The following is an 18,538-nucleotide window of genomic DNA, read 5'->3' on the forward strand; positions in this document are numbered from 1 at the left end:
CTTGCGTCATATTTATCTGGTGCCAATTGCAGGCACCAGCCCACTTCAAGTGTAGGTAAGCAAAGCATAACGCAAAGCATTTGCACAGGAAAAGCGCAGCAAGTGTTACCTTTTTATGTCAGCCAAAAACGCAACAACCCACCGGAAACTTCTTCCCGGTGGGCTGAGCATCTAGCTTACCAAAAGGCTAGTGGGCATGCGCTACCTATTACAGGTGGCCCGTCACAAGTTCGTTAGCCAGAGCCTGATTTTTGTAAACGGATTTCAAGGATTCCAGAATGGCAGCACTATCAACAGCGACCGCACGGTTGGTGCTCTCATCGTAATAGAAGTCCCCACCCAAAGAATGGATGTTGCCGTCAAAAATAAGACCAACAGCATGACCCTGCGCGTCAATAACCGGAGAACCGGAATTACCACCAATGATGTCATTGGTTGATGCAAAATCAAACGGTGTCTGCATGTTCAGATGGTTTTTCGCATCTACCCATGGCTTGCTGAGTTTGAACGGGTCAGAGCCGGTTGCACGATCATACAGACCAGAGAAGTAGGTGAAGGGTGGCACTTCTTTACCGTTTTCATCCCAGCCTTTTACCTGACCAAAAGACAGACGCTGCGTGAACGTGGCATCCGGGTAGGATGTCATGCCTTTCATGGCAAAGCGGGCTTTGGCCATGGCTTCCGTAGCCTGGCGGGATGGGGCCAGAACATCATCATCCATCTGTTTCCGCAGGGCGCGTGCCACAGGCTCCACCTTGCGGGCCAGAACGATCATGGGGTCTTGAGAGGCCTCGATAGCTTTTGCGCCACCTTTCCACAAAGCCAGACGGACTTTGGGGTCAGCCAGTTTGGTACCATTTACCAGCGCCACAGCCAGTTCATCAGGGGAAGACTTACCCAGAACCAGCTTTACGTTGTCATCATCCGCACCCAGAATCTGACGCAATTTGGTGAGCGAGAAGGCCAGTTCGGTCTTTTCCAGATCTGGATAAACCGGAGCCGTTGACCCAAGCTCAGCTTCCAGTGCAGGCAGGCGGCCATCATGGTAAGCGCTAAGGCGCTCAGCATCCGGCTTCTGGCGTTCGTTAGCCGCACGTACCAGCATAGAGGCGTAGCTGAACAGGTCACCCTGAATACCAAAAGACCCTTCGAGCATAGCATACGGCTTGAAGATACGCCGTTTGACGGCAAGAGCCTGTGCATTTTTAGCCCATGGATCTCCGTAAGTTGCTTTACGGCTTGGGTCCGCGTTGATCCAGTCGCGCAGTTCGGCTTCGCTCTTGGCTTTGGCTGTCAGCAGTTTGGGGTCTGCCAGCACAGAAACACGGCCACGATAAACCTTCAGGCTATTTTCAATGCCGAACACGCGTTCCTGCGCTTCCTGATGGTGCGCAGCACTCTCACGGCTATACTGCCACAGGGCACCGTTAAGCGCAGAGTAATTGTCGATTACGAAAGGTACGGAGATATTTCTGGAAAACTCCAGATCCGCCAAAAGCACTTCACGCTCGGTTGAGCCGGGGTTGCCTGATGTGAAAACCAGTTGGCCAGCTTTTGGGCCTGCACCATCAAACGGCAGATAAGCTGAAACCTTTGCCGGCTTGCCGTTATCGTAAACACGCAGGAACGCCATATCCAGATCGTAGCGCGGGAAATTGAAATTATCTGGGTCACCACCAAAGAACGCGGCGTTCTGATCTGGTGCCATAACCATACGAACGTCCTGATAACGCCGATATTTGTACAGCGCGATACGCCCACCATGATACAGGCTGATAACATCGCAACGCCATACCTTGGCATCTGACCCTGCGCATTCTTTCTCAATCGCGCTTTCTTCTGCCTGACGGGCTTTTGTATAGGCCTCGCCTTCCTTACCTTTCAGGGCAGTCTGCACGCGATCTGTTACATCTGTAATGGAATCAAGCTGGTTCAGCTCCATCGCCGGGCAGCGCTGCTCGGCAGCGGCCGTTTTGGCGGAATAACCATCCTGAAAATAATTGTGCGTTTTGTCGGATAACTGCTGAAGGCATTCATTCGCGCAGTGATGATTGGTCATGACCAGGCCATCGGCTGAGACGAAAGATGCAGAGCAGCCTAACGCCAAACGGGTAGAGGCTTTGGTAACGCGCTCTATCCACTCTTTAGAGGGTGTGAAATGATAGCGCTCTTCCATCTGCTTGATGGGCAGATTATCCATTGTCCACATGCCTTCATCAGCATGGGCATAAGGCACCGTCAGGGGAGCGCACGCCAAAAGCGCCAACGGCACAAGGGCTCGCCCTATAATTTTTGCCATGTTCAGACACACTTTCTTTTAAGAATGTTACACCATAACATTTCGGTGTCCGAACTGTGACTCAGATGCGCTGACAGAGCAAGCGCAGGAGCGCAGTATTTACTGTTTTTAGCGTCTCCACCACTCAACCCGCCTTATGGCAGAGTGCGTTTATAGCAAAGATCTAAGCCGCAATTCCTCTTTGCTCGATAATCTTGCCGCTGCTGATAAGCTGAGGCTAAGAAATTTTTTATTATGACGCGCGTGATATGTTGTTTTTTTATAAGGGGGCGCGGGTCTACATCCTTCTAATGTGAAGTTGGAGTTTTAAAACAGTGTCACGGTTTGCACGCTGACACCTCTGTATTAGCGGGCGTAGTTATCTTTGCCCCTAGACCATATAAGCGACCCGCCCCTTGATGGAACTTACCCATTAGCTTGGGTTCTCACCATACTTACGACACCGTTCATTACTTTCCGGTTACTCATATGAGTTTTGCTATGGTGTATCGCACTTAACGAAAAACTAAGATGTCATAAGGAATATTCTATGGTCTCGAGTATATTTTTTTGAAAAATTATAATAAACCAATTAATATGCCATTACACCAAGTAATGACAGCAGCTTACCTTACCAGACAACCAAATATTAACACGCAACAACTCCCAATAGGAATGCCTTTGGCTCCTGAAGCTAAAGATACATCCATACGTAATAGCGCACGTAACCGGAAAGAAAAATCAGGCCGAACGCTATTCTAAGACTTGCACCAAAAGGAAAAGCAGTCGTTATCAAGACCTACCAGATTAGCCGTATATTTACCTGTGGAAGCGTCTGTAGATCCTATTCTCATTAAAAAACATTCATAAAAATACAGGAATTAGAGAAAAACGCTGCATCATCTAATACTTCATTAATTTAATTTGCAAAACGACTTTTTGTTACATATTGCATAACGTTCTTGTATTTCTAAGGTATGATTTATGATTGCTAAAAATTTACACAATACATTATGGAACGGGCAAAACCCTTTTGCAAATTTTCCACATAAGCTGATAGCTCCCGATATGCAGGGCTGGACGTCTCAACATGTTTTCTTGACCGATTCAATTCAGGAAATAAAACCAAAAATCATTGTTGAAATTGGTGTCTGGAAAGGTGGGTCTACAATGACTATGGCCCACAAGCTTAAAGAACTTAAGCTTGATGCCGCTGTCATTTCTGTAGATACATGGCTTGGTGCGTGGGATCATTGGGTTAATACTCAATGGAAAGAAGAATTATGCTTTATGAACGGATATCCTCGCTTATTTGAAAAATTTCAGTCCAATATTTTACACAATGGGCTACAGGACTTTGTAGTGCCGTTGCCTCTTGATTCCGTTAACGCTGCACAGGTAGTCAACCACTTTGGAATATCCGCCGACATCATCCATATAGATGGCGGGCATGATTATGCAGCCGTATCTAACGATTTGCATTCATGGTGGAAAATATTACGCCCGGGCGGCATCCTGATACTTGATGATTACGTTGAAAATGGAGATCATTGGCCAGAGGTATTTTCTGCAACCAACGATTTTCTTGCAAAAGTATCCCATTCCGATTTTCAAGCTCACAGCGGGAAATGTCGCTTGACCAAGATATAAATAAAGAAAAACATATTAACCCTCTCACTCTAAAATTTAGAGGGTTAATATCTTTAAATTTGAGATGAATAGGATTATTTTATAGAAATAATAACCACTAAAAATACTCTCTTTATAAACACATTTACTTCTTTCATTTCTTACCATAGTGAAAAATAGCAGCCTAACACTCACCGATTTTTCTGGCTCTTAGAAAGGAAGTTTCCGAAACTCTATAGTTAGACAAATAACAAAAATTTCGACAATCAGAAATTTCAAAGAGTTTAACAGCAATCACTCACTTGATCGGCATCACTCGCGTTACTTTGAGGATCGCCTAACGAGTATGCACTACGTGCTATGTTCGCAAAAAGCAGACCTCACAATGCATACAATACTTGTCGTATGGCTCCAGCCATAAGCAGTCTTGTGTGCTCACACCCATGGCAAACATATGCACACCTCAGCACATCTGCCGACCAATTAGCTCTCCTATGCCAGCTTACATATAAACTGTACTGAGTTGGGGTTACAAATCGTCTTCAGTGTCCGGTTCATGCTGGGCTGCTTCCAGAATACTCTGAGCAAGAGCGCGTGTAATTTTTCCGCCCGATGCAAGGGCAGCATGGTCCAGTCGTTCCGCCATTTCTCGTATTGCATGTGCGGTACGTGGCAGGCGGCGCAAAAGCCACTCGGTCACCGGTTGCGCCACAACAAGCTGCCGTTCTGCCAGCAAGCGTAAAAAGAGGCGGCGCAATAAAGCCTCTTCAGCCTGACCAATTGGCACGGAAGACGTTGCACGCACTCGGCTCGCTAGATCCGGCAGAGTGTTGCGCCAGCGTGAGGGGGCAGTCCGGGCCGCCATGAGCAGCACCATACGCCGCTCCCGAACGAGATTGATCAAATGCAGCAGGTCTCGCTCGTTTTGTACGCGGTCCGCGTTATCCAACGCCAGCGCCCTGAAGCCGCCCTCTTCGAACAAGGCAGCAACATCGTGAGCATTCAATAAGCTGCCTTCCACAACGGGTGCCCCGTGGCGCGCAGCCCAAGTGGAGAGTAAATGGGTTTTGCCGGTTCCCTTGTCTCCCCACAACACCATGCGCCCTTCCGGCCAGCGCCATTGTGCTTCTGCATCCAGCACCCATGCACGCGCCGCTGCGTTGGAGGGGGCTGCAACAAAATCTGAGCGTCCGAATCGGGGGCGATAAGCAAAAGGCAGCGCAATCTGAGCTGGGCCGCGGAGTGACTCCTGCACAGTTGGCATATCCTCATCTGGCATTAATGGGGCGGAATGCCCCTCTCCGCCCCCTCCGCATAAGGCCTCGCCCTGCCTGGATGGGACAATAACAGGCTTCTGCACTGCTTTTGTTCCTGTATTCTGTGTCATGCCGCTTTGCGTGTCGCTTCACCTGCCGTAAAGACTACCCGCAGGGAATCTACCCTACCCAGCCCGTTGCATCGACCCTTAATAATTAAGAGTGCCGCCATGACCTCTTCTCCCTCCACCCCATCTTCTAGCCTGACCTACCGTGACTCTGGTGTGGATATTGAAGCTGGAGAAGCTCTGATTGATGCCATCCGTCCAGCAGCTAAGGCAACGGATCGCCCCGGCACAATGGGTGGTTTGGGTGGCTTTGGCGCTTTGTTTGACCTGAAAGCCGCCGGGTTCAAAGACCCCGTACTGGTTTCCTGCACGGATGGTGTTGGCACCAAACTGAATCTGGCCATCGACACCGATCTGCACGAAACCGTTGGCATTGACCTTGTGGCCATGTGCGTCAACGACCTTATTGTGCAAGGCGCTGAGCCTCTGTTCTTTCTGGATTACTTTGCCACGGGCCGCCTGTCTGTAGAAAGTGCCGCCAAGGTTGTGCGAGGCATTGCACAAGGCTGCGAACAGTCCGGCTGTGCCCTCGTGGGGGGCGAGACAGCAGAAATGCCCGGCATGTACGCAGATGGGCATTACGACCTTGCTGGCTTTTCAGTGGGTGCCGCAGAACGCGGTGCTCTTCTGCCGGGTGCCATTGCCGAGGGAGATGCGCTGATTGCCTTGCCGTCATCCGGTGTGCATTCCAACGGTTTCTCTCTGGTTCGCCGGATCGTAGCCGATGCCCATCTGGCATGGACGGACCCCGCAGGGTTTGCCCCTAACCAGCAGTTAGGGGAAGCGCTGCTCACCCCAACACGGCTGTATGTCAATTCCGTTCTGGCGTTGCACCGGGCCGGGCTGCTCCATGCTGCTGCACACATTACCGGCGGCGGCCTGCCGGGTAACCTGCCCCGCGTTCTGCCCAACGGGCTGGATGCCGTTATTACGGCTGAGTGGCCTGTGCCCCCCGTGTTCAAGTGGCTGGCCCGCACCGGCAACGTAGCGAACGAAGAAATGCTGCGCGTGTTCAACTGCGGTGTAGGCATGGTGCTTGTCACGCCAAAGCCTGATGACGTTCTGGCGCTACTAAAAGATATGGGTGAGCCCGCAACACTTATCGGCCATATTGCCAAAGGCGCGGACAGCACTGCCAAACCGGCCCTGCACATGGAAGCCTGCCCGGATTTCCACGCAGCATGACCGTTCACAAAATACCTGTTGCCCTGCTACTCAGTGGCCGGGGCAGCAATGCCACGGCCCTGATCCGGGCGTGCGAAGACCCGGATTTTCCTGCCCGCATCTGCCTTGTCATCAGCAACAACCCGGACGCACCGGGGCTAGATATGGCGCGCGCGGCTGGCCTGCCCGTCAAAGCTATTGACCACAGGCTTTTTAAAAAAGACCGCGAAGCTCATGAGCGGGCAATAGATGCCTGCCTGCGGGAGAGTGGAGCTGAAGCAGTATGCCTTGCCGGGTATATGCGGCTGCTCACACCCTTCCTCACGCAGGCATGGGCTGGGAAAATGCTCAACATCCATCCCAGCCTACTTCCCTCCTTCCCGGGCCTGCATACACACGAGCGGGCTTTGGAGGCTGGCGTACGACTTCATGGCTGCACGGTACATCTGGTGACCGAAGACATGGATGAAGGCCCCATTCTTGGTCAGGCGGCTGTACCCGTGCTGCCTACGGACACACCAGAAACCCTTGGCGCACGTGTTTTACGCCAGGAACACCAGCTTTACCCGACCGTGCTGCGGCATTTTCTGGACAAATCAGCCGCTTCCTGCCAAGCCGAAGCCGCATTGCTGGTGGGCTGACCACCAACACGGCCTAGCCATTTTATTTTTGCCAGACCCGATAGAGAGTTGATGACAGCAGAATCCCGCCCCCGCAAACCCAGACAGCGCAGCACGTCCCGTTCAGGGAATGCCCCTCAGCCTGCTGACCCAACGCGGGATGTGGCCTTTGATATCCTGTGTGGCGTGGTTGAAAACCGGCGTATGCTGGAAAACAGCCTCTCCCGCTCCGCCACAGACCATCACGCTCCCCCGCGTGACCGCGCTGCGGCCCATCGTCTTGCCGCAGCCACACTGCGCCATATGGGAACATTGCGGACTCTGCTGGAACCATTTTTGCGCAAAGAGCCACCGGAGCCAGTGCGCGTCGCGTTGATGATGGGCTGTGCGCAACTGCTCTTTCTTGAAACGCCACCTCATGCAGCGGTAGGCACCACAGTATCTCTCTTGCGCCGCCGCAAGCTGGCACCATTTGCCGGACTAGCCAACGCTGTTTTACGAAAAGTGGCTGACCAAGGCCCTACGCTGTTGGAAGGGTTGGACCAAAACCGCCTGAATATTCCCCAGTGGCTTTGGAGTTCATGGAACGGTCTGGGCCGTGGTGTGCCCCGTGCTATTGCGCGTGGTATTAGCCATGAAGCCCCGCTTGACATTACACTCCGCCCCGGTGCTGCCGCACCAGAAGGAGGAGAACTGCTTCCAAATGGCTCTGTCCGCCTGCCCGCTGGAACACGCGTTACAGAACTACCGGGTTATGAAGAGGGTGCATTCTGGGTGCAGGACGCCGCTGCTACCCTACCTGCCCGTTTGCTGAACGCCCAACCGGGAGAACATGTTACAGACCTCTGCGCCGCACCGGGAGGCAAAACCGCCCAGTTGGCCGCTACTGGCGCGAAGGTAACGGCAGTTGAACAGAACCCCAATCGTCTGACACGCCTGCGCGAGAATATTGCCCGCCTGAATTATCCGGTAGAGGTGGTGGAAGCCGATGCCACAACATGGAAGCCGAATGTATTGCAGGACGCTATCCTGCTGGATGCCCCCTGTTCTGCTACCGGCACGGCCCGCCGTCACCCGGACGTGCTGTGGGTCAAACGTCCGCGGGATCTGACCGCTCTTGTCGCCGGGCAGGACGCCATGCTGGAAGCCGCAAAGGCCATGCTTAAACCGGGCGGACGCCTGATATATGCCGTGTGCTCCCTGCAGGAAGAGGAAGGGCCAGCCCGCGCCCGTGCCGCCCTTGCCATGGGGTGGCAGGCTTCACCGTTTACACCAGAAGAACTCCCTTTCCTGCCTGAGGCAATTACACCGGAAGGCTGGCTACGTACCCACCCCGGCATGTGGGCTGACAAAGGTAGTATGGATGGGTTCTTTGCCGCCCGCTTTATTCGCCCTGCTGACTAAGGTTTTTATTACACAACACAGTTGCGCCGTGCTGCGGTATTGCGGATAACCAAACCATGACATCCGTAGCACGCCCCCTTATTGCTCCAAGCATTCTCGCAGCCGACTTCTCCCGTTTGGGAGAAGAGGTTGCCGCCGTTGCCAAAGCTGGCGCGGACTGGATTCATCTTGACGTCATGGACGGGCATTTTGTGCCCAACATTTCGTTTGGCCCGCAGGTTGTCAAAGCTCTGCGCCCGCACACAACCTTGCCGTTTGACGTGCATTTGATGATTGAGCCAGCAGACCCGTACCTTGAGGCTTTTGCCAAGGCCGGGGCTGACAACATCCTTATCCATATTGAAGCAGGCCCCCATGCCCACCGCTCCTTGCAGCACATTCGTGCTCTTGGGGCCAAACCTGGCATTGTGCTCTGCCCCGCCACCCCACCTGAAGCCGTGAGCGAGCTTATGGATGTGGTGGATGTCATTCTGGTCATGACCGTGAACCCCGGCTTTGGAGGTCAGAAATTTCTGACCAGCCAACTTTCCAAAATCAGCCGCCTGCGCGACATGATTACCAAAAGCGGTCGGGATATCCGCCTTGCTGTCGATGGTGGCATAGATGCCACAACAGCTCCCCTTGCCGTAAAAGCTGGCGCAGATGTGCTGATTGCAGGCAGCGCCATTTACGCCCATGCTGATTATGCTGCTGCCATAGCCGCCCTTAAACCGCAGAGTGCCGGATAACACCCGGCCTCGCCTTTCCCGTCCTCTTGCTCCGGAGCAGAAAATTTCCAATGTCGTTGCGCCGCTGGACCCGTGATGCCCGCCTGACCCTTGCCATGCGTAACCCGCTGGGGGGCTTTGGCCGTGTTCCGTCTACCCCGGCCCAGACATTGCGGGACCCGTGGCCCGGCAACCCTACGGTCGGGGAACGGTTTGTGCGCAACCAGACGCTGTTTGATGGCACTACGCGCCATCTCCAGCATGGCCGATGGGATAATCCAAACTGGCCTGAGTCTTACCGGCGTTGGCTACAAAGCTTTGAATGGCTCCGTGACCTGCGTGAACTGGGGGCGGAGTCAGCCCGCATTAAAGCCCGCAGTCTTGTGGCAACATGGGTGAGCATTCCGGGGCCAGAACGCCCTGTGTCTGACCCCGCCATTACGGGTGCACGGCTTGCGTCCTGGCTGTCCTACTACGAATTTTTTGCCGCTGCGGCAGATGAGCATTTCCGCCAGTCCCTTATGGCTGCCCTTATTATGGAGGGGCGCTCTATCATGGCGCTCATGCCTGAAGGTGCTGAGAACTGGCATGCCCTGACCGCCCTGAAAGGACTGCTTGCCGTAGCGGTAGCCCTGCCCGAACAGCAGGAGTTTCTGCAGCGCTACCTTAAACTGATTGATGCAGCCATTACGCAGCAGTTTCTGCCAGACGGCAGCCATATAACCCGTAACCCGGAAAACCAGCTTCAGGCCGTGCGTGAAATGGCCGAAATGCTGAGCATTCTTCAGGCTTCCCGCTTACCACTCCCCACAGCGTTAATGGAAACCGCCAACCGCGCTGCCCCCGTGCTCCGCGCCATGCGCCATAGTGATGGTGGCTTGATGGTGTTTAATGGCAGCACCGAGCGGGACCCAAACTGGGTTGAGCATGTTTTAAGCCGGGCGTCCCGCAGCCGTGTCATGGCGGCCAGCCAACCAGAAAGCGGGTATGTACGGCTGGCAAGCGGCCGGACTTTATTGCTGGCCGATGCCGGAACCGCCCCCCCGGCAGGGCATGACACCACGGCCCACGCGGGTATGCTGTCTTTTGAATTTTCGTCTGGCAAGCAACGTATTATTGTCAATTGCGGCTCCAGCAGCCAACCGGGCTGGGCACAAGCGCTGCGCCATGCGGCCGCTCACTCCGTTCTGGAATTTAAAGATCTTTCCCCACTTGATCTGACAGCAGCAGGCGGTGTGGCGCGTCGGCCAAAAGTGACCCGCAACAATGCTAGCCTTGATGGCGCACACTGGCTGTACATGACGCATGACGGGTACACCAAACAGGGGGGCGGAACCTACACGCGCCAGATTTATCTGGGCCGCGAGGGCCAGACCCTACGCGGGGAAGAAACTCTACCGGGCGGCACCCGCACGGATTTCTGCGTGCGGTTTCACCTGCACCCCGATGTTACGATTGAACAGACGGAAAACGGCTTCCTTCTTTATACGGAAGAAGAAAGCTGGCTCTTTCAGTCAGATGCCCACGCAACAATAGAAGAAAGTGTCTATCTGGGTGGCCCGCATCGTGCGTCTACCTACCAGATTGTTCTTACGCCCCTTCTCCCGCCCGTGGCGGAGGGAGTGGACCCTGTGCCCGATGGTGAAGAGCACGTCGCGGCACAGGATGAAATAGCACATAACGATTCCCACCCTGATGCAGAACAGGAGCATCCGGTTTCAGACTATCAGGAAGACCCACAGTTCCTGCATCATGACACTCCCGACCATGACGCCTACGCCGCATATCCTGAAGAGCCGCAGCATTTTGAACCGGCGATACAGGAGCATACCCCTGCACCACAGCAGGTAGACGCGGAAGATGACGATTACGCGCCTATCCCGCGTGATCCCCCCCCAGCCGACAGTGTCCCGACCCTTTTAGCAGGGGTGACACATCTACATTATTCCACCACTCACGCCCGTACGGCCAGCATGGCGGAAACGCTGTTTGCAGAACAGGCCCGTGCGGAAGAAGCCGCAGCACGTCAGGCCCGCCGCGTGGAAGAAGCCCGCGCAGCCGCAGCAGAAGATGTCTCCTCCCCGCTGCCTTTTGCACACCCTACGCAACCCCAGCCACTTCCCTGCCCGCCTATTCGCTGGGCACTGTCTCTTGTGAGCGAATGAGCCTTTTGTGAAAATTCTCGAAATTACCAATGTCGATTTCGCACTCACGCAATTTATCCTCCCTCTCATGCGGAGCCTTCGGGATGAGGGGCATGAGGTCATTGGCGTATGTGCAGATGGACCATTTCTCAAACAGCCCAGAGCCGAGGGGTTCCGGGTTGAGACGCTGCCTTTTGTCCGGTCTTTTTCTCCAATAGGTCAGGCTAAAGCTTTTCTGGCATTGGTGCGTCTTATCCGCCGTGAAAAACCGGATATGGTGCACGCTCATATGCCTATTTCAGGCATTCTGGCACGTGTTGCAGCCAAGCTGTGCGGCGTGCCGCACATTGCCTACACATGCCACGGCTTTTTGTTCAACCAGCCCGGCTCCAAGGGCAGACGCCTGCTCTCTCTTGTGCTTGAGAAACTATGCGGGTCGCTTACCAATACCTATCTTACCGTCTCAAACGAAGAAGCTGCCGACGCACGCCGACTTCACATTCACCGCAAGCCCATTGCCATTGGCAACGGCCGGGACGGCACACGCTTTAAACCTGACCCCATTGCACGCACCCGCATCCGTCAGGAATTGGGCGCAGATGATGGCACACCGGTCATTATCGCGGTCTCCCGTCTTGTGCGCCACAAAGGCTACCCTGAGTTGCTTGAGGCCATGGAGAGCGTGCCACAGGCCCAGCTCTGGGTTGTGGGAGACCGTCTGGACTCTGACCACGGCTCAGTGATGAACACCAGTTTCACTAAAGCGCGTGCTGCTTTGGGCTCACGTCTGAAATGTCTGGGGTATCGAACTGACATTCCAGCACTTTTGGCAGCGGCGGATATTTTTACGCTGCCCAGCCATTTTGAAGGCCTGCCGATGTCTATTATCGAGGCTATGCTGACAGGCCTGCCCGTAGTCAGCACCGATATTCGTGGCCCGAGGGAGCAGGTTGTGCAAAACGAGACGGGTCTGCTTGTGCCACCAGCAAAAGTAGCCCCACTGGCCTCGGCCCTACGGACTTTGGCGCTTAACCCGGCTTTACGGCACAGGATGGGTGCTGCCGGTCGGCAGAGAGCGTTGCTTTATTTTGAAGAAAGCACAGTCTTGCGTAATACGGTGCAACACTTGATGCGGCGGTAAACCGGCTTACAGAAAGCAGGAAAATCTCTTGTCCGGCACGGGCCTTGACCCTACCGGACCATCAGAGAAACTGCGGGAAGCCCCTTTATTTGGTGGGGGATGCCGCTGGTTTGGATCCCTCTTTGGCTGAGGCAGCGCCTTTCACCAAACGGATGGTCAGGCGTTCGGGCGATGCCGCCAACCGGGCACCACTCCGGGTGTAATCCAACCGGATGCGCACACCGTTATCGTTTTCCATCAGCACACCGCTGACACCACGGCCAACGGTCGCTTCTCCGGTCAAAGCCCAGAACGTACCGGCAAAATCTTCTACGCGGTTCAGGTTGTACACCTTGCCAACGCTCGCACCGCTTGAATAGCCGATAGCCGCAGCGGATGCGCCTTTGATGGTGAACGGATACGTACGGTCACCGTAGGTCAAAATCCCTTGGCCCCACGTGTATCCTACACCCAGGTCTGCTGACCGCGTGTGGAAAGAAACCTTGCCCGTTTCCGGCCCCAATGGCGACTGAGCGCATGCGGTAAGGGACCACATGCTGGCCAAAGCCATAGCAGCAAACACGCGAACAGATGCAGAACGCATCAAGAGGCTCCTTACATTACGACTGGCGGACCATATCCTTGCCCGGCAGAGGCCTGAAAAACTGACGTCATACTGTTGTGCCATGTTTTAGAAGAAGAAGAAACACAACGCCACTCACAAATACCACTGACAAAAAAATAGTACTCGTTGGAACCTTTACGTATTCCAGACAGCATCACTCAATTTTTCAACAAAGGCGCTGTGTGCCGCCATTTCTTGAGGGGTAGGAACAACACGCACGACCTGACGGCGAGTTGGCGCATCATAAATAACACTGGGTGCCTGACCGCCCTCCGCCACCAGACCCAACCCATGCTGGCGGCCCCCCATCAGTTCAACATACACTTCCGCCAACAATTTGCAGTCAAGCAAGGCGTTGTGAGTTGTACGGGCAGACAGATCCACCCCAAAACGACGGCACAGGGCATCCAAGCTGTTGGGCATACCGGGAAAACGCTCACGCGCCATATCCAGTGTATCCACCATGCGCCCCATATCCAGCGGCTTGTGCCCCGCCAGTTTCAGTTCCGCATTCAGGAAGCCAAAGTCAAAACGGGCATTATGGGCAATCAGCGCGTCATCCCCGATGAACGCCATGAAGTCCTGCACCACCTCTGCAAACTTGGGTTTTCCCTCAAGGTCGGCGCGTGTAAAACCATGCACGCGGCTGGCTTCCTCCGGCACATCCCGCTCAGGGTCAAGCAGCACATGGAAAGTGTTGCCGGTTGGCAGATCACCCACCAGTTCAAGCGCTGCAATTTCAATCACTCTATCGCCGGTAGCCGGGTCTAGCCCCGTGGTTTCCGTATCAAACAGGATAGAGCGTTTCATGATGTCAGAACTTTCAGGAAAGAGCGCACCTGCCGCCGGGTTTCTGGCAACGCTACGCCGGTTTCTATAACTGTATCAGCCAGCAGCCTTTTACGGGCATCCGGCATTTGGCGGGCAATCAGCTTGCGGGCCTCCACCACCGGCACACCACGCCTGCGGGCAATACGGGCTGCCTGTAGCAACGCGGGAGCAGACACAACCAGAACATGGTCACATATCCGGTTGCTCCCGGTTTCAAACAGTAAAGGAACATCCAGCACAACCCACGGTGTGCCAATGCGCCGATGGTAGGAGAGAAAGCGGTTGCGCGCCGCCCATACCAGCGGGTGCATCACACGCTCAAGTTGCCGGAGCAAGCCGGGCTGCGCAACAACGGCGCGGCGTAAAACCCCGCGATCCAGATGATCATGCTGCACAGCCCCAGGCACAAGCGCCTTGATGGCAGGCAATGCTGCTCCGCCATCAGCCTGAAGCGCACGCACTGTTGCATCGGCATCAAAGACAGGTAGGCCAGCGCGCGCCAGCATGTTTGCAACCGTGCTCTTGCCCATCCCCATACCGCCAGTCAGGCCAAGAACGTGCAAACCACCATGACACTGCCTATGCCGGAACACCTGCCATACTGCCATAGCCCCTACTTACCAAAGCTGCGTTGGTTACAGACTGGCGCGTACATAAGCCTCAAGCTCAGCATCCACTTCCGGGTCGTGCCCATACCATTCCCTGAAACCCAGCCGCGCCTGATGCAGGAGCATACCAAGCCCGCCAACGGTTTTCAGGCCTTTTTGCTCAGCCTCCGCTAAAAGTGGCGTCAAGCGCGGGACATAGACAATGTCAGCCACAACCAGATGAGGTGCGGCATGCTGTAAACTGGGGCGGAACATCGGGTCCGGGCCGCCCTCCATCCCGAGGGACGTGGTGTTGACCAGTAGGTCGTAGGATCCCAACTGCTCCTCCCACATGTCCCAAGGCACAACGTCAAGACCGGATAAAGCCTGAGCAAGGGCCTCTGCGCGGTCCTGTGTCCGGTTACTGACAGCAACCTGAACCCCACGGTCCTGCAAGGCCGCGGCGACAGACCGCGCAGCCCCGCCCGCCCCAAGCAGCAAAGCCTTCCCTGTCGGGGCATGGCCTGCACTTTCCAGACTCGCAACAAACCCATCCCCATCCGTTGAAAGCCCGCGAATGGAACCATTTTCTTCAAAAATAAAAGTGTTTACAGCTCCTGCACGGCGGGCAGAGTGATCTAGCTCATCCGCCAGAGCATAAGCGGCCTCTTTATGCGGTATGGTGACATTTGCGCCCCTGAACCCGGCAGCCTGCAAGCCTTTGACAGCCTGAGCAAACTGTTCCGGCTTTACGGGCAGAGGCACATAAACCCCATCAATCCCATACCGGGCCAGCCAGTAATTATGCAGGCGCGGCGAACGGGAATGGGAAACCGGCCACCCCAGCACACCGGCAAGGCGTGCCTTGCCCGTTACAATCTGGCGTGGAAGGGCGGTCAGGTCTGGTTGCTTGCTGCTCATACCGTTGCATCCTGCATCTGAGCGGTGTGATGGGGTACAGGGTACTGCGCGCAAAACAGCGCCCATGCTTTTGGAAGCAGGCGAGCAAGGCGCTCAGCCCATTCTTCCTGCCCCTCCGGCTGGGTAATCAGGTCTTGTCTTATCTCAATTTCCACATGTGGTAGACCACGCTGCTCACCATGTTTGGGAATAGTGTAATCCGATGTTTCTGTGAGCGCGTAAGGTTGATTATCCCCAACTGTCAGACCTTCCTGTGCCAGAAGGTCAATCATAATATGGGCAAGGCGTGGGTCCCGGTTATGCAGCAAACCCACCTGCCAAGGCCGTGCAACAGCTTTCATGCTGGGCGTAAAGCTATGCAGCGCCACAACAACCGTGGGCCTACCCACCCGGGCATCCAGCTCCTGCGTAATCCGATCATGATACGGGTGAAGAATGGCATTTTCCCGCGCAACGCGCTGCGCCGCTGTCAGGTCCTGATTGGCAGGGACCCGTGTCCCATCACTGACCGTTACGATGGATGTAGGGTGCCCAGGTGCCCGGTTACAATCAATCACCAGACGGGAATAAACCTGCTCTATCAGCACACAGTGTAATTTACGGGACAAGGCACGGCCTACCCCGTCAATCCCGATATCCCACCCGATGTGCCGTGCGCGCTCAGCAGCACTCAGCCCCAAACCGTCCATCTCCGGGGGAACGGCCTGCCCCGCATGGTCACTAACCAGCACAAACGGGCTACCTCCATCCGTGCCGAACACTGCAACGCATGGGGGAAAATCCGTTTCTAATGCCGCCATAACCTTATCTGCTCCGTTTTCTCTCACGCCTTGCGCTGGTGGGCGCACCTTGACTGGCCGCATGCGCCACACAGCCGTAACTGGAGCACCTTCCGCTTAAAGGCGCTCCAGCAGCATAGTTTTAGTTTTTGGGGGTGGAGGTAAAGACGCCAACTTCCTCGGCGCGGTCCCGTACAAGACCGGCATCACCGCCAGCCAGCCCTTCTTCATCCAGCCCGGAGTCGGTCAGGTTGTAAACAAGGTAGGCTGGGTCTTGCGCATCAAGCGAGTTTTCACCGCCTTCTGCGTAAACACGGCTGCTCACGTACTCCGCGCCCCGCATTTTGGTTTCAAGGCGCTTTACGGCTTCAATGGCATTGGGTGCGCGGATCACTTCCAGCAGGACGTTGGGGCCGGGGTCTATCACGCCGAATGTCTCAAGTTTCTGGGTGGTGCTCATAAAAACAAACTCCTGAAATAACGCGTTAATCCTACTCTGTCAGGATAACTTCTCTGCGGCTAGGCCAAAAGCGGTTGGCGTAACAAGGCTGCCCCGCTACCAAAACAGATGGGAATTATGCTGCCGTGTGCAACTGCCGTTTGCGCCAGCGGCGTTGCATCAGTAGGGTGCGGGGTTTCTCCCATCAGGTTTTTTTCTAAGGACACGGGTAAGGGCTGGATATGGCTGCGGGTAGCGACAACACAACAGAAACGCCATCAAAGGCAGACGCCAACATGCAGTGGGGTGGCCGTTTTGCAGGCGGGCCATCCCAGATCATGCAGGCTATCAATGCGTCAATCGGGTTTGATAAAGCCATGTGGCGGCAGGATATTGCCGGTTCTCTGGCCCACGCTGCCATGCTGGCCCATACCGGCATTATCTCGAAAGAGGACGAAGCAACCATCCGCAAAGGCCTGAACGCCATCGGGCAGGATATTGAGGCTGGCAACTTTGAATTTTCAGAGGCGCTGGAAGATATTCACATGAATATCGAAGCCCGCCTGTCTGACCGGATTGGAGAAGCAGGCAAACGCTTGCATACCGCCCGCTCCCGTAATGATCAGGTTGCAACAGACTTCCGCCTGTGGGTGCGGGATGCCATTGACGGGCTGGACCAGCAGGTGGCGTCCCTCATGCGTGCGCTGGCACAGCGGGCGGAAACCCATGCGTCTGACCCTATGCCCGGCTTCACGCACCTGCAAACAGCCCAGCCTGTGACGTTCGGCCACCATTTGATGGCGTATGTGGAAATGCTGGCCCGTGACCGGGGCCGTCTGGCAGACACGCGTAAACGCCTGAACGAGTGCCCCCTTGGTTCCGCAGCCCTTGCCGGAACATCCTTCCCCATTGACCGCAAAATGACAGCCGGGCTGCTGGGTTTTGACCGACCAACCGCAAATTCTCTCGATTCCGTCTCTGACCGGGATTTTGCGCTGGAATATCTCTCTGCCCTGTCCATCATGGCCATGCACCTCTCCCGTCTAGCGGAAGAAATTGTCATCTGGTGCTCGTCCCCCTTCTCCTTTATCCGGCTGTCGGATGCCTTCACCACGGGCTCTTCCATCATGCCGCAAAAGCGCAACCCGGACGCTGCTGAACTGGTGCGCGCCAAGACTGGCCGCATAACCGGCAGCCTTGTTAGCCTGCTCACGGTGATGAAAGGGCTGCCACTGGCCTACGCCAAGGACATGCAGGAAGATAAAGAACCGGTTTTTGCTGCAACAGATGCTGCGGCCCTGTCCTTAGCCGCCTGTGACGGCATGATACGGGACATGACAGCCAATACCGCCCAGATGCGTGCTCTGGCCGGGTCCGGCTATTCCACAGCCACAGATATTGCGGACTGGCTGGTGCGGGTACTCAAAACCCCCTTCCGTACGGCCCATCACGTGACAGGCCGTCTGGTTGCCAAGGCTGAAGCCAAGGGCGTTGATCTGGTAGAACTGACGCTGGCAGAAATGCAGGAAGAAGAGCCCGGCATTACACAGGACATTTATTCCGTTCTAACCGTTGAAGCCTCCATTGCCTCCCGCACAAGCGAGGGCGGCACAGCAGGCAGCAATGTGCAGCGCGAAGCCCGTAAATGGCTTGAGTTGCTCAGCACACCAACAGACAAGGCTTAAACGCATGATGCGCCTCACCCTTGGTCTTCTGGCCCTGACCCTGCTGGCACTCCCGCTGGCTGGGTGTGGCAAAAAGGGATCTCCCCACGCGCCCGGCCCTGCGGATAAAATCATTTATCCACGCACTTACCCGGCGAACGACTGAGGGACTCCCCCGCACGACATAGCCAGCCTGCCGTGCGGGGTGTGGTCTTTTTACCCCTGCACGGGTAAGACTTCGT

General features: G+C 55.3%; 17 protein-coding genes. 9 read left to right on the forward strand and 8 right to left on the reverse strand.

All coding sequences use genetic code 11. The features are described from left to right. Positions 1 to 208 precede the first annotated feature (208 nt). Positions 209 to 2,299, reverse strand: a complete 2,091-nt coding sequence (locus ACTIDN_RS01550; protein ID WP_441375745.1) for a S46 family peptidase — start codon at positions 2,297 to 2,299, stop codon at positions 209 to 211. 963 nt (positions 2,300 to 3,262) lie between these two features. Between ACTIDN_RS01550 and ACTIDN_RS01555 the strand changes: the two genes are divergently transcribed. After that, positions 3,263 to 3,928, forward strand: coding sequence for a class I SAM-dependent methyltransferase (locus ACTIDN_RS01555; protein WP_441375746.1), 666 nt, complete (start codon positions 3,263 to 3,265; stop codon positions 3,926 to 3,928). 508 nt (positions 3,929 to 4,436) lie between these two features. Here the strand turns inward: ACTIDN_RS01555 and ACTIDN_RS01560 are convergent. Further along, positions 4,437 to 5,186 carry a chromosomal replication initiator DnaA gene (locus tag ACTIDN_RS01560; protein ID WP_441375766.1) on the reverse strand — a complete coding sequence of 250 codons (750 nt, stop codon included), beginning with the start codon at positions 5,184 to 5,186 and terminating at the stop codon, positions 4,437 to 4,439. Positions 5,187 to 5,393: 207 nt separating this feature from the next. Between ACTIDN_RS01560 and purM the strand changes: the two genes are divergently transcribed. Genes purM through ACTIDN_RS01590 form a run of 6 tightly spaced genes read left to right on the forward strand, consistent with a single transcriptional unit; the run spans position 5,394 to position 12,471 of the window. After that, entirely contained in the window at positions 5,394 to 6,476 is a 1,083-nt protein-coding gene (gene purM, locus ACTIDN_RS01565; RefSeq protein ID WP_441375747.1) for a phosphoribosylformylglycinamidine cyclo-ligase, read from the forward strand. After that, complete coding sequence (gene purN, locus ACTIDN_RS01570) at positions 6,473 to 7,096, forward strand: phosphoribosylglycinamide formyltransferase (RefSeq protein WP_441375748.1); 624 nt, start codon at positions 6,473 to 6,475, stop codon at positions 7,094 to 7,096. The genes purM and purN overlap by 4 nt, the downstream gene beginning before the upstream one ends. A 51-nt stretch (positions 7,097 to 7,147) precedes the next feature. Further along, positions 7,148 to 8,479, forward strand: a complete 1,332-nt coding sequence (locus tag ACTIDN_RS01575) for an RsmB/NOP family class I SAM-dependent RNA methyltransferase (protein ID WP_441375749.1) — start codon at positions 7,148 to 7,150, stop codon at positions 8,477 to 8,479. A gap of 56 nt (positions 8,480 to 8,535) precedes the next feature. Then, positions 8,536 to 9,207, forward strand: a complete 672-nt coding sequence (rpe, locus tag ACTIDN_RS01580) for a ribulose-phosphate 3-epimerase (RefSeq protein ID WP_086651223.1) — start codon at positions 8,536 to 8,538, stop codon at positions 9,205 to 9,207. 50 nt (positions 9,208 to 9,257) lie between these two features. Then, entirely contained in the window at positions 9,258 to 11,351 is a 2,094-nt protein-coding gene (locus ACTIDN_RS01585) for a heparinase II/III family protein (protein WP_441375750.1), read from the forward strand. Between the two features lie 7 nt (positions 11,352 to 11,358). After that, positions 11,359 to 12,471 carry a glycosyltransferase family 4 protein gene (locus ACTIDN_RS01590; protein WP_441375751.1) on the forward strand — a complete coding sequence of 371 codons (1,113 nt, stop codon included), beginning with the start codon at positions 11,359 to 11,361 and terminating at the stop codon, positions 12,469 to 12,471. An 85-nt stretch (positions 12,472 to 12,556) separates the two neighbouring features. Here ACTIDN_RS01590 and ACTIDN_RS01595 read toward each other — a convergent pair whose 3' ends face one another. From ACTIDN_RS01595 to ACTIDN_RS01620, 6 genes are all read right to left on the reverse strand, one after another. Continuing rightward, entirely contained in the window at positions 12,557 to 13,054 is a 498-nt protein-coding gene (locus ACTIDN_RS01595; RefSeq protein WP_441375752.1) for a hypothetical protein, read from the reverse strand. Positions 13,055 to 13,210: 156 nt separating this feature from the next. Further along, entirely contained in the window at positions 13,211 to 13,885 is a 675-nt protein-coding gene (dnaQ, locus tag ACTIDN_RS01600; protein WP_048838040.1) for a DNA polymerase III subunit epsilon, read from the reverse strand. Next, positions 13,882 to 14,469 carry a dephospho-CoA kinase gene (gene coaE, locus ACTIDN_RS01605; protein WP_441375767.1) on the reverse strand — a complete coding sequence of 196 codons (588 nt, stop codon included), beginning with the start codon at positions 14,467 to 14,469 and terminating at the stop codon, positions 13,882 to 13,884. The genes dnaQ and coaE overlap by 4 nt, the downstream gene beginning before the upstream one ends. A gap of 72 nt (positions 14,470 to 14,541) precedes the next feature. Continuing rightward, on the reverse strand, positions 14,542 to 15,414 hold the full coding sequence (locus ACTIDN_RS01610; protein WP_441375753.1) for a shikimate dehydrogenase: 873 nt from the start codon (positions 15,412 to 15,414) through the stop codon (positions 14,542 to 14,544). Beyond that, complete coding sequence (locus tag ACTIDN_RS01615) at positions 15,411 to 16,214, reverse strand: N-formylglutamate amidohydrolase (RefSeq protein ID WP_441375768.1); 804 nt, start codon at positions 16,212 to 16,214, stop codon at positions 15,411 to 15,413. The genes ACTIDN_RS01610 and ACTIDN_RS01615 overlap by 4 nt, the downstream gene beginning before the upstream one ends. Positions 16,215 to 16,335: 121 nt before the next feature. Further along, positions 16,336 to 16,653, reverse strand: a complete 318-nt coding sequence (locus tag ACTIDN_RS01620) for a hypothetical protein (RefSeq protein ID WP_086651229.1) — start codon at positions 16,651 to 16,653, stop codon at positions 16,336 to 16,338. 221 nt (positions 16,654 to 16,874) lie between these two features. On the opposite strand from ACTIDN_RS01620, the gene argH reads away from it, so the two are divergent. After that, a complete protein-coding gene (argH, locus tag ACTIDN_RS01625) occupies positions 16,875 to 18,317 on the forward strand; it encodes an argininosuccinate lyase (RefSeq protein ID WP_441375754.1) in 1,443 nt (480 codons plus the stop codon). Positions 18,318 to 18,321: 4 nt separating this feature from the next. Continuing rightward, positions 18,322 to 18,462: a hypothetical protein gene (locus tag ACTIDN_RS01630; protein ID WP_415509107.1), complete on the forward strand. Its 141-nt coding sequence runs from the start codon at positions 18,322 to 18,324 to the stop codon at positions 18,460 to 18,462. Positions 18,463 to 18,538 lie beyond the last annotated feature (76 nt).

The organism is Acetobacter sp., assembly GCF_052102375.1.
Taxonomy (GTDB): domain Bacteria; phylum Pseudomonadota; class Alphaproteobacteria; order Acetobacterales; family Acetobacteraceae; genus Acetobacter.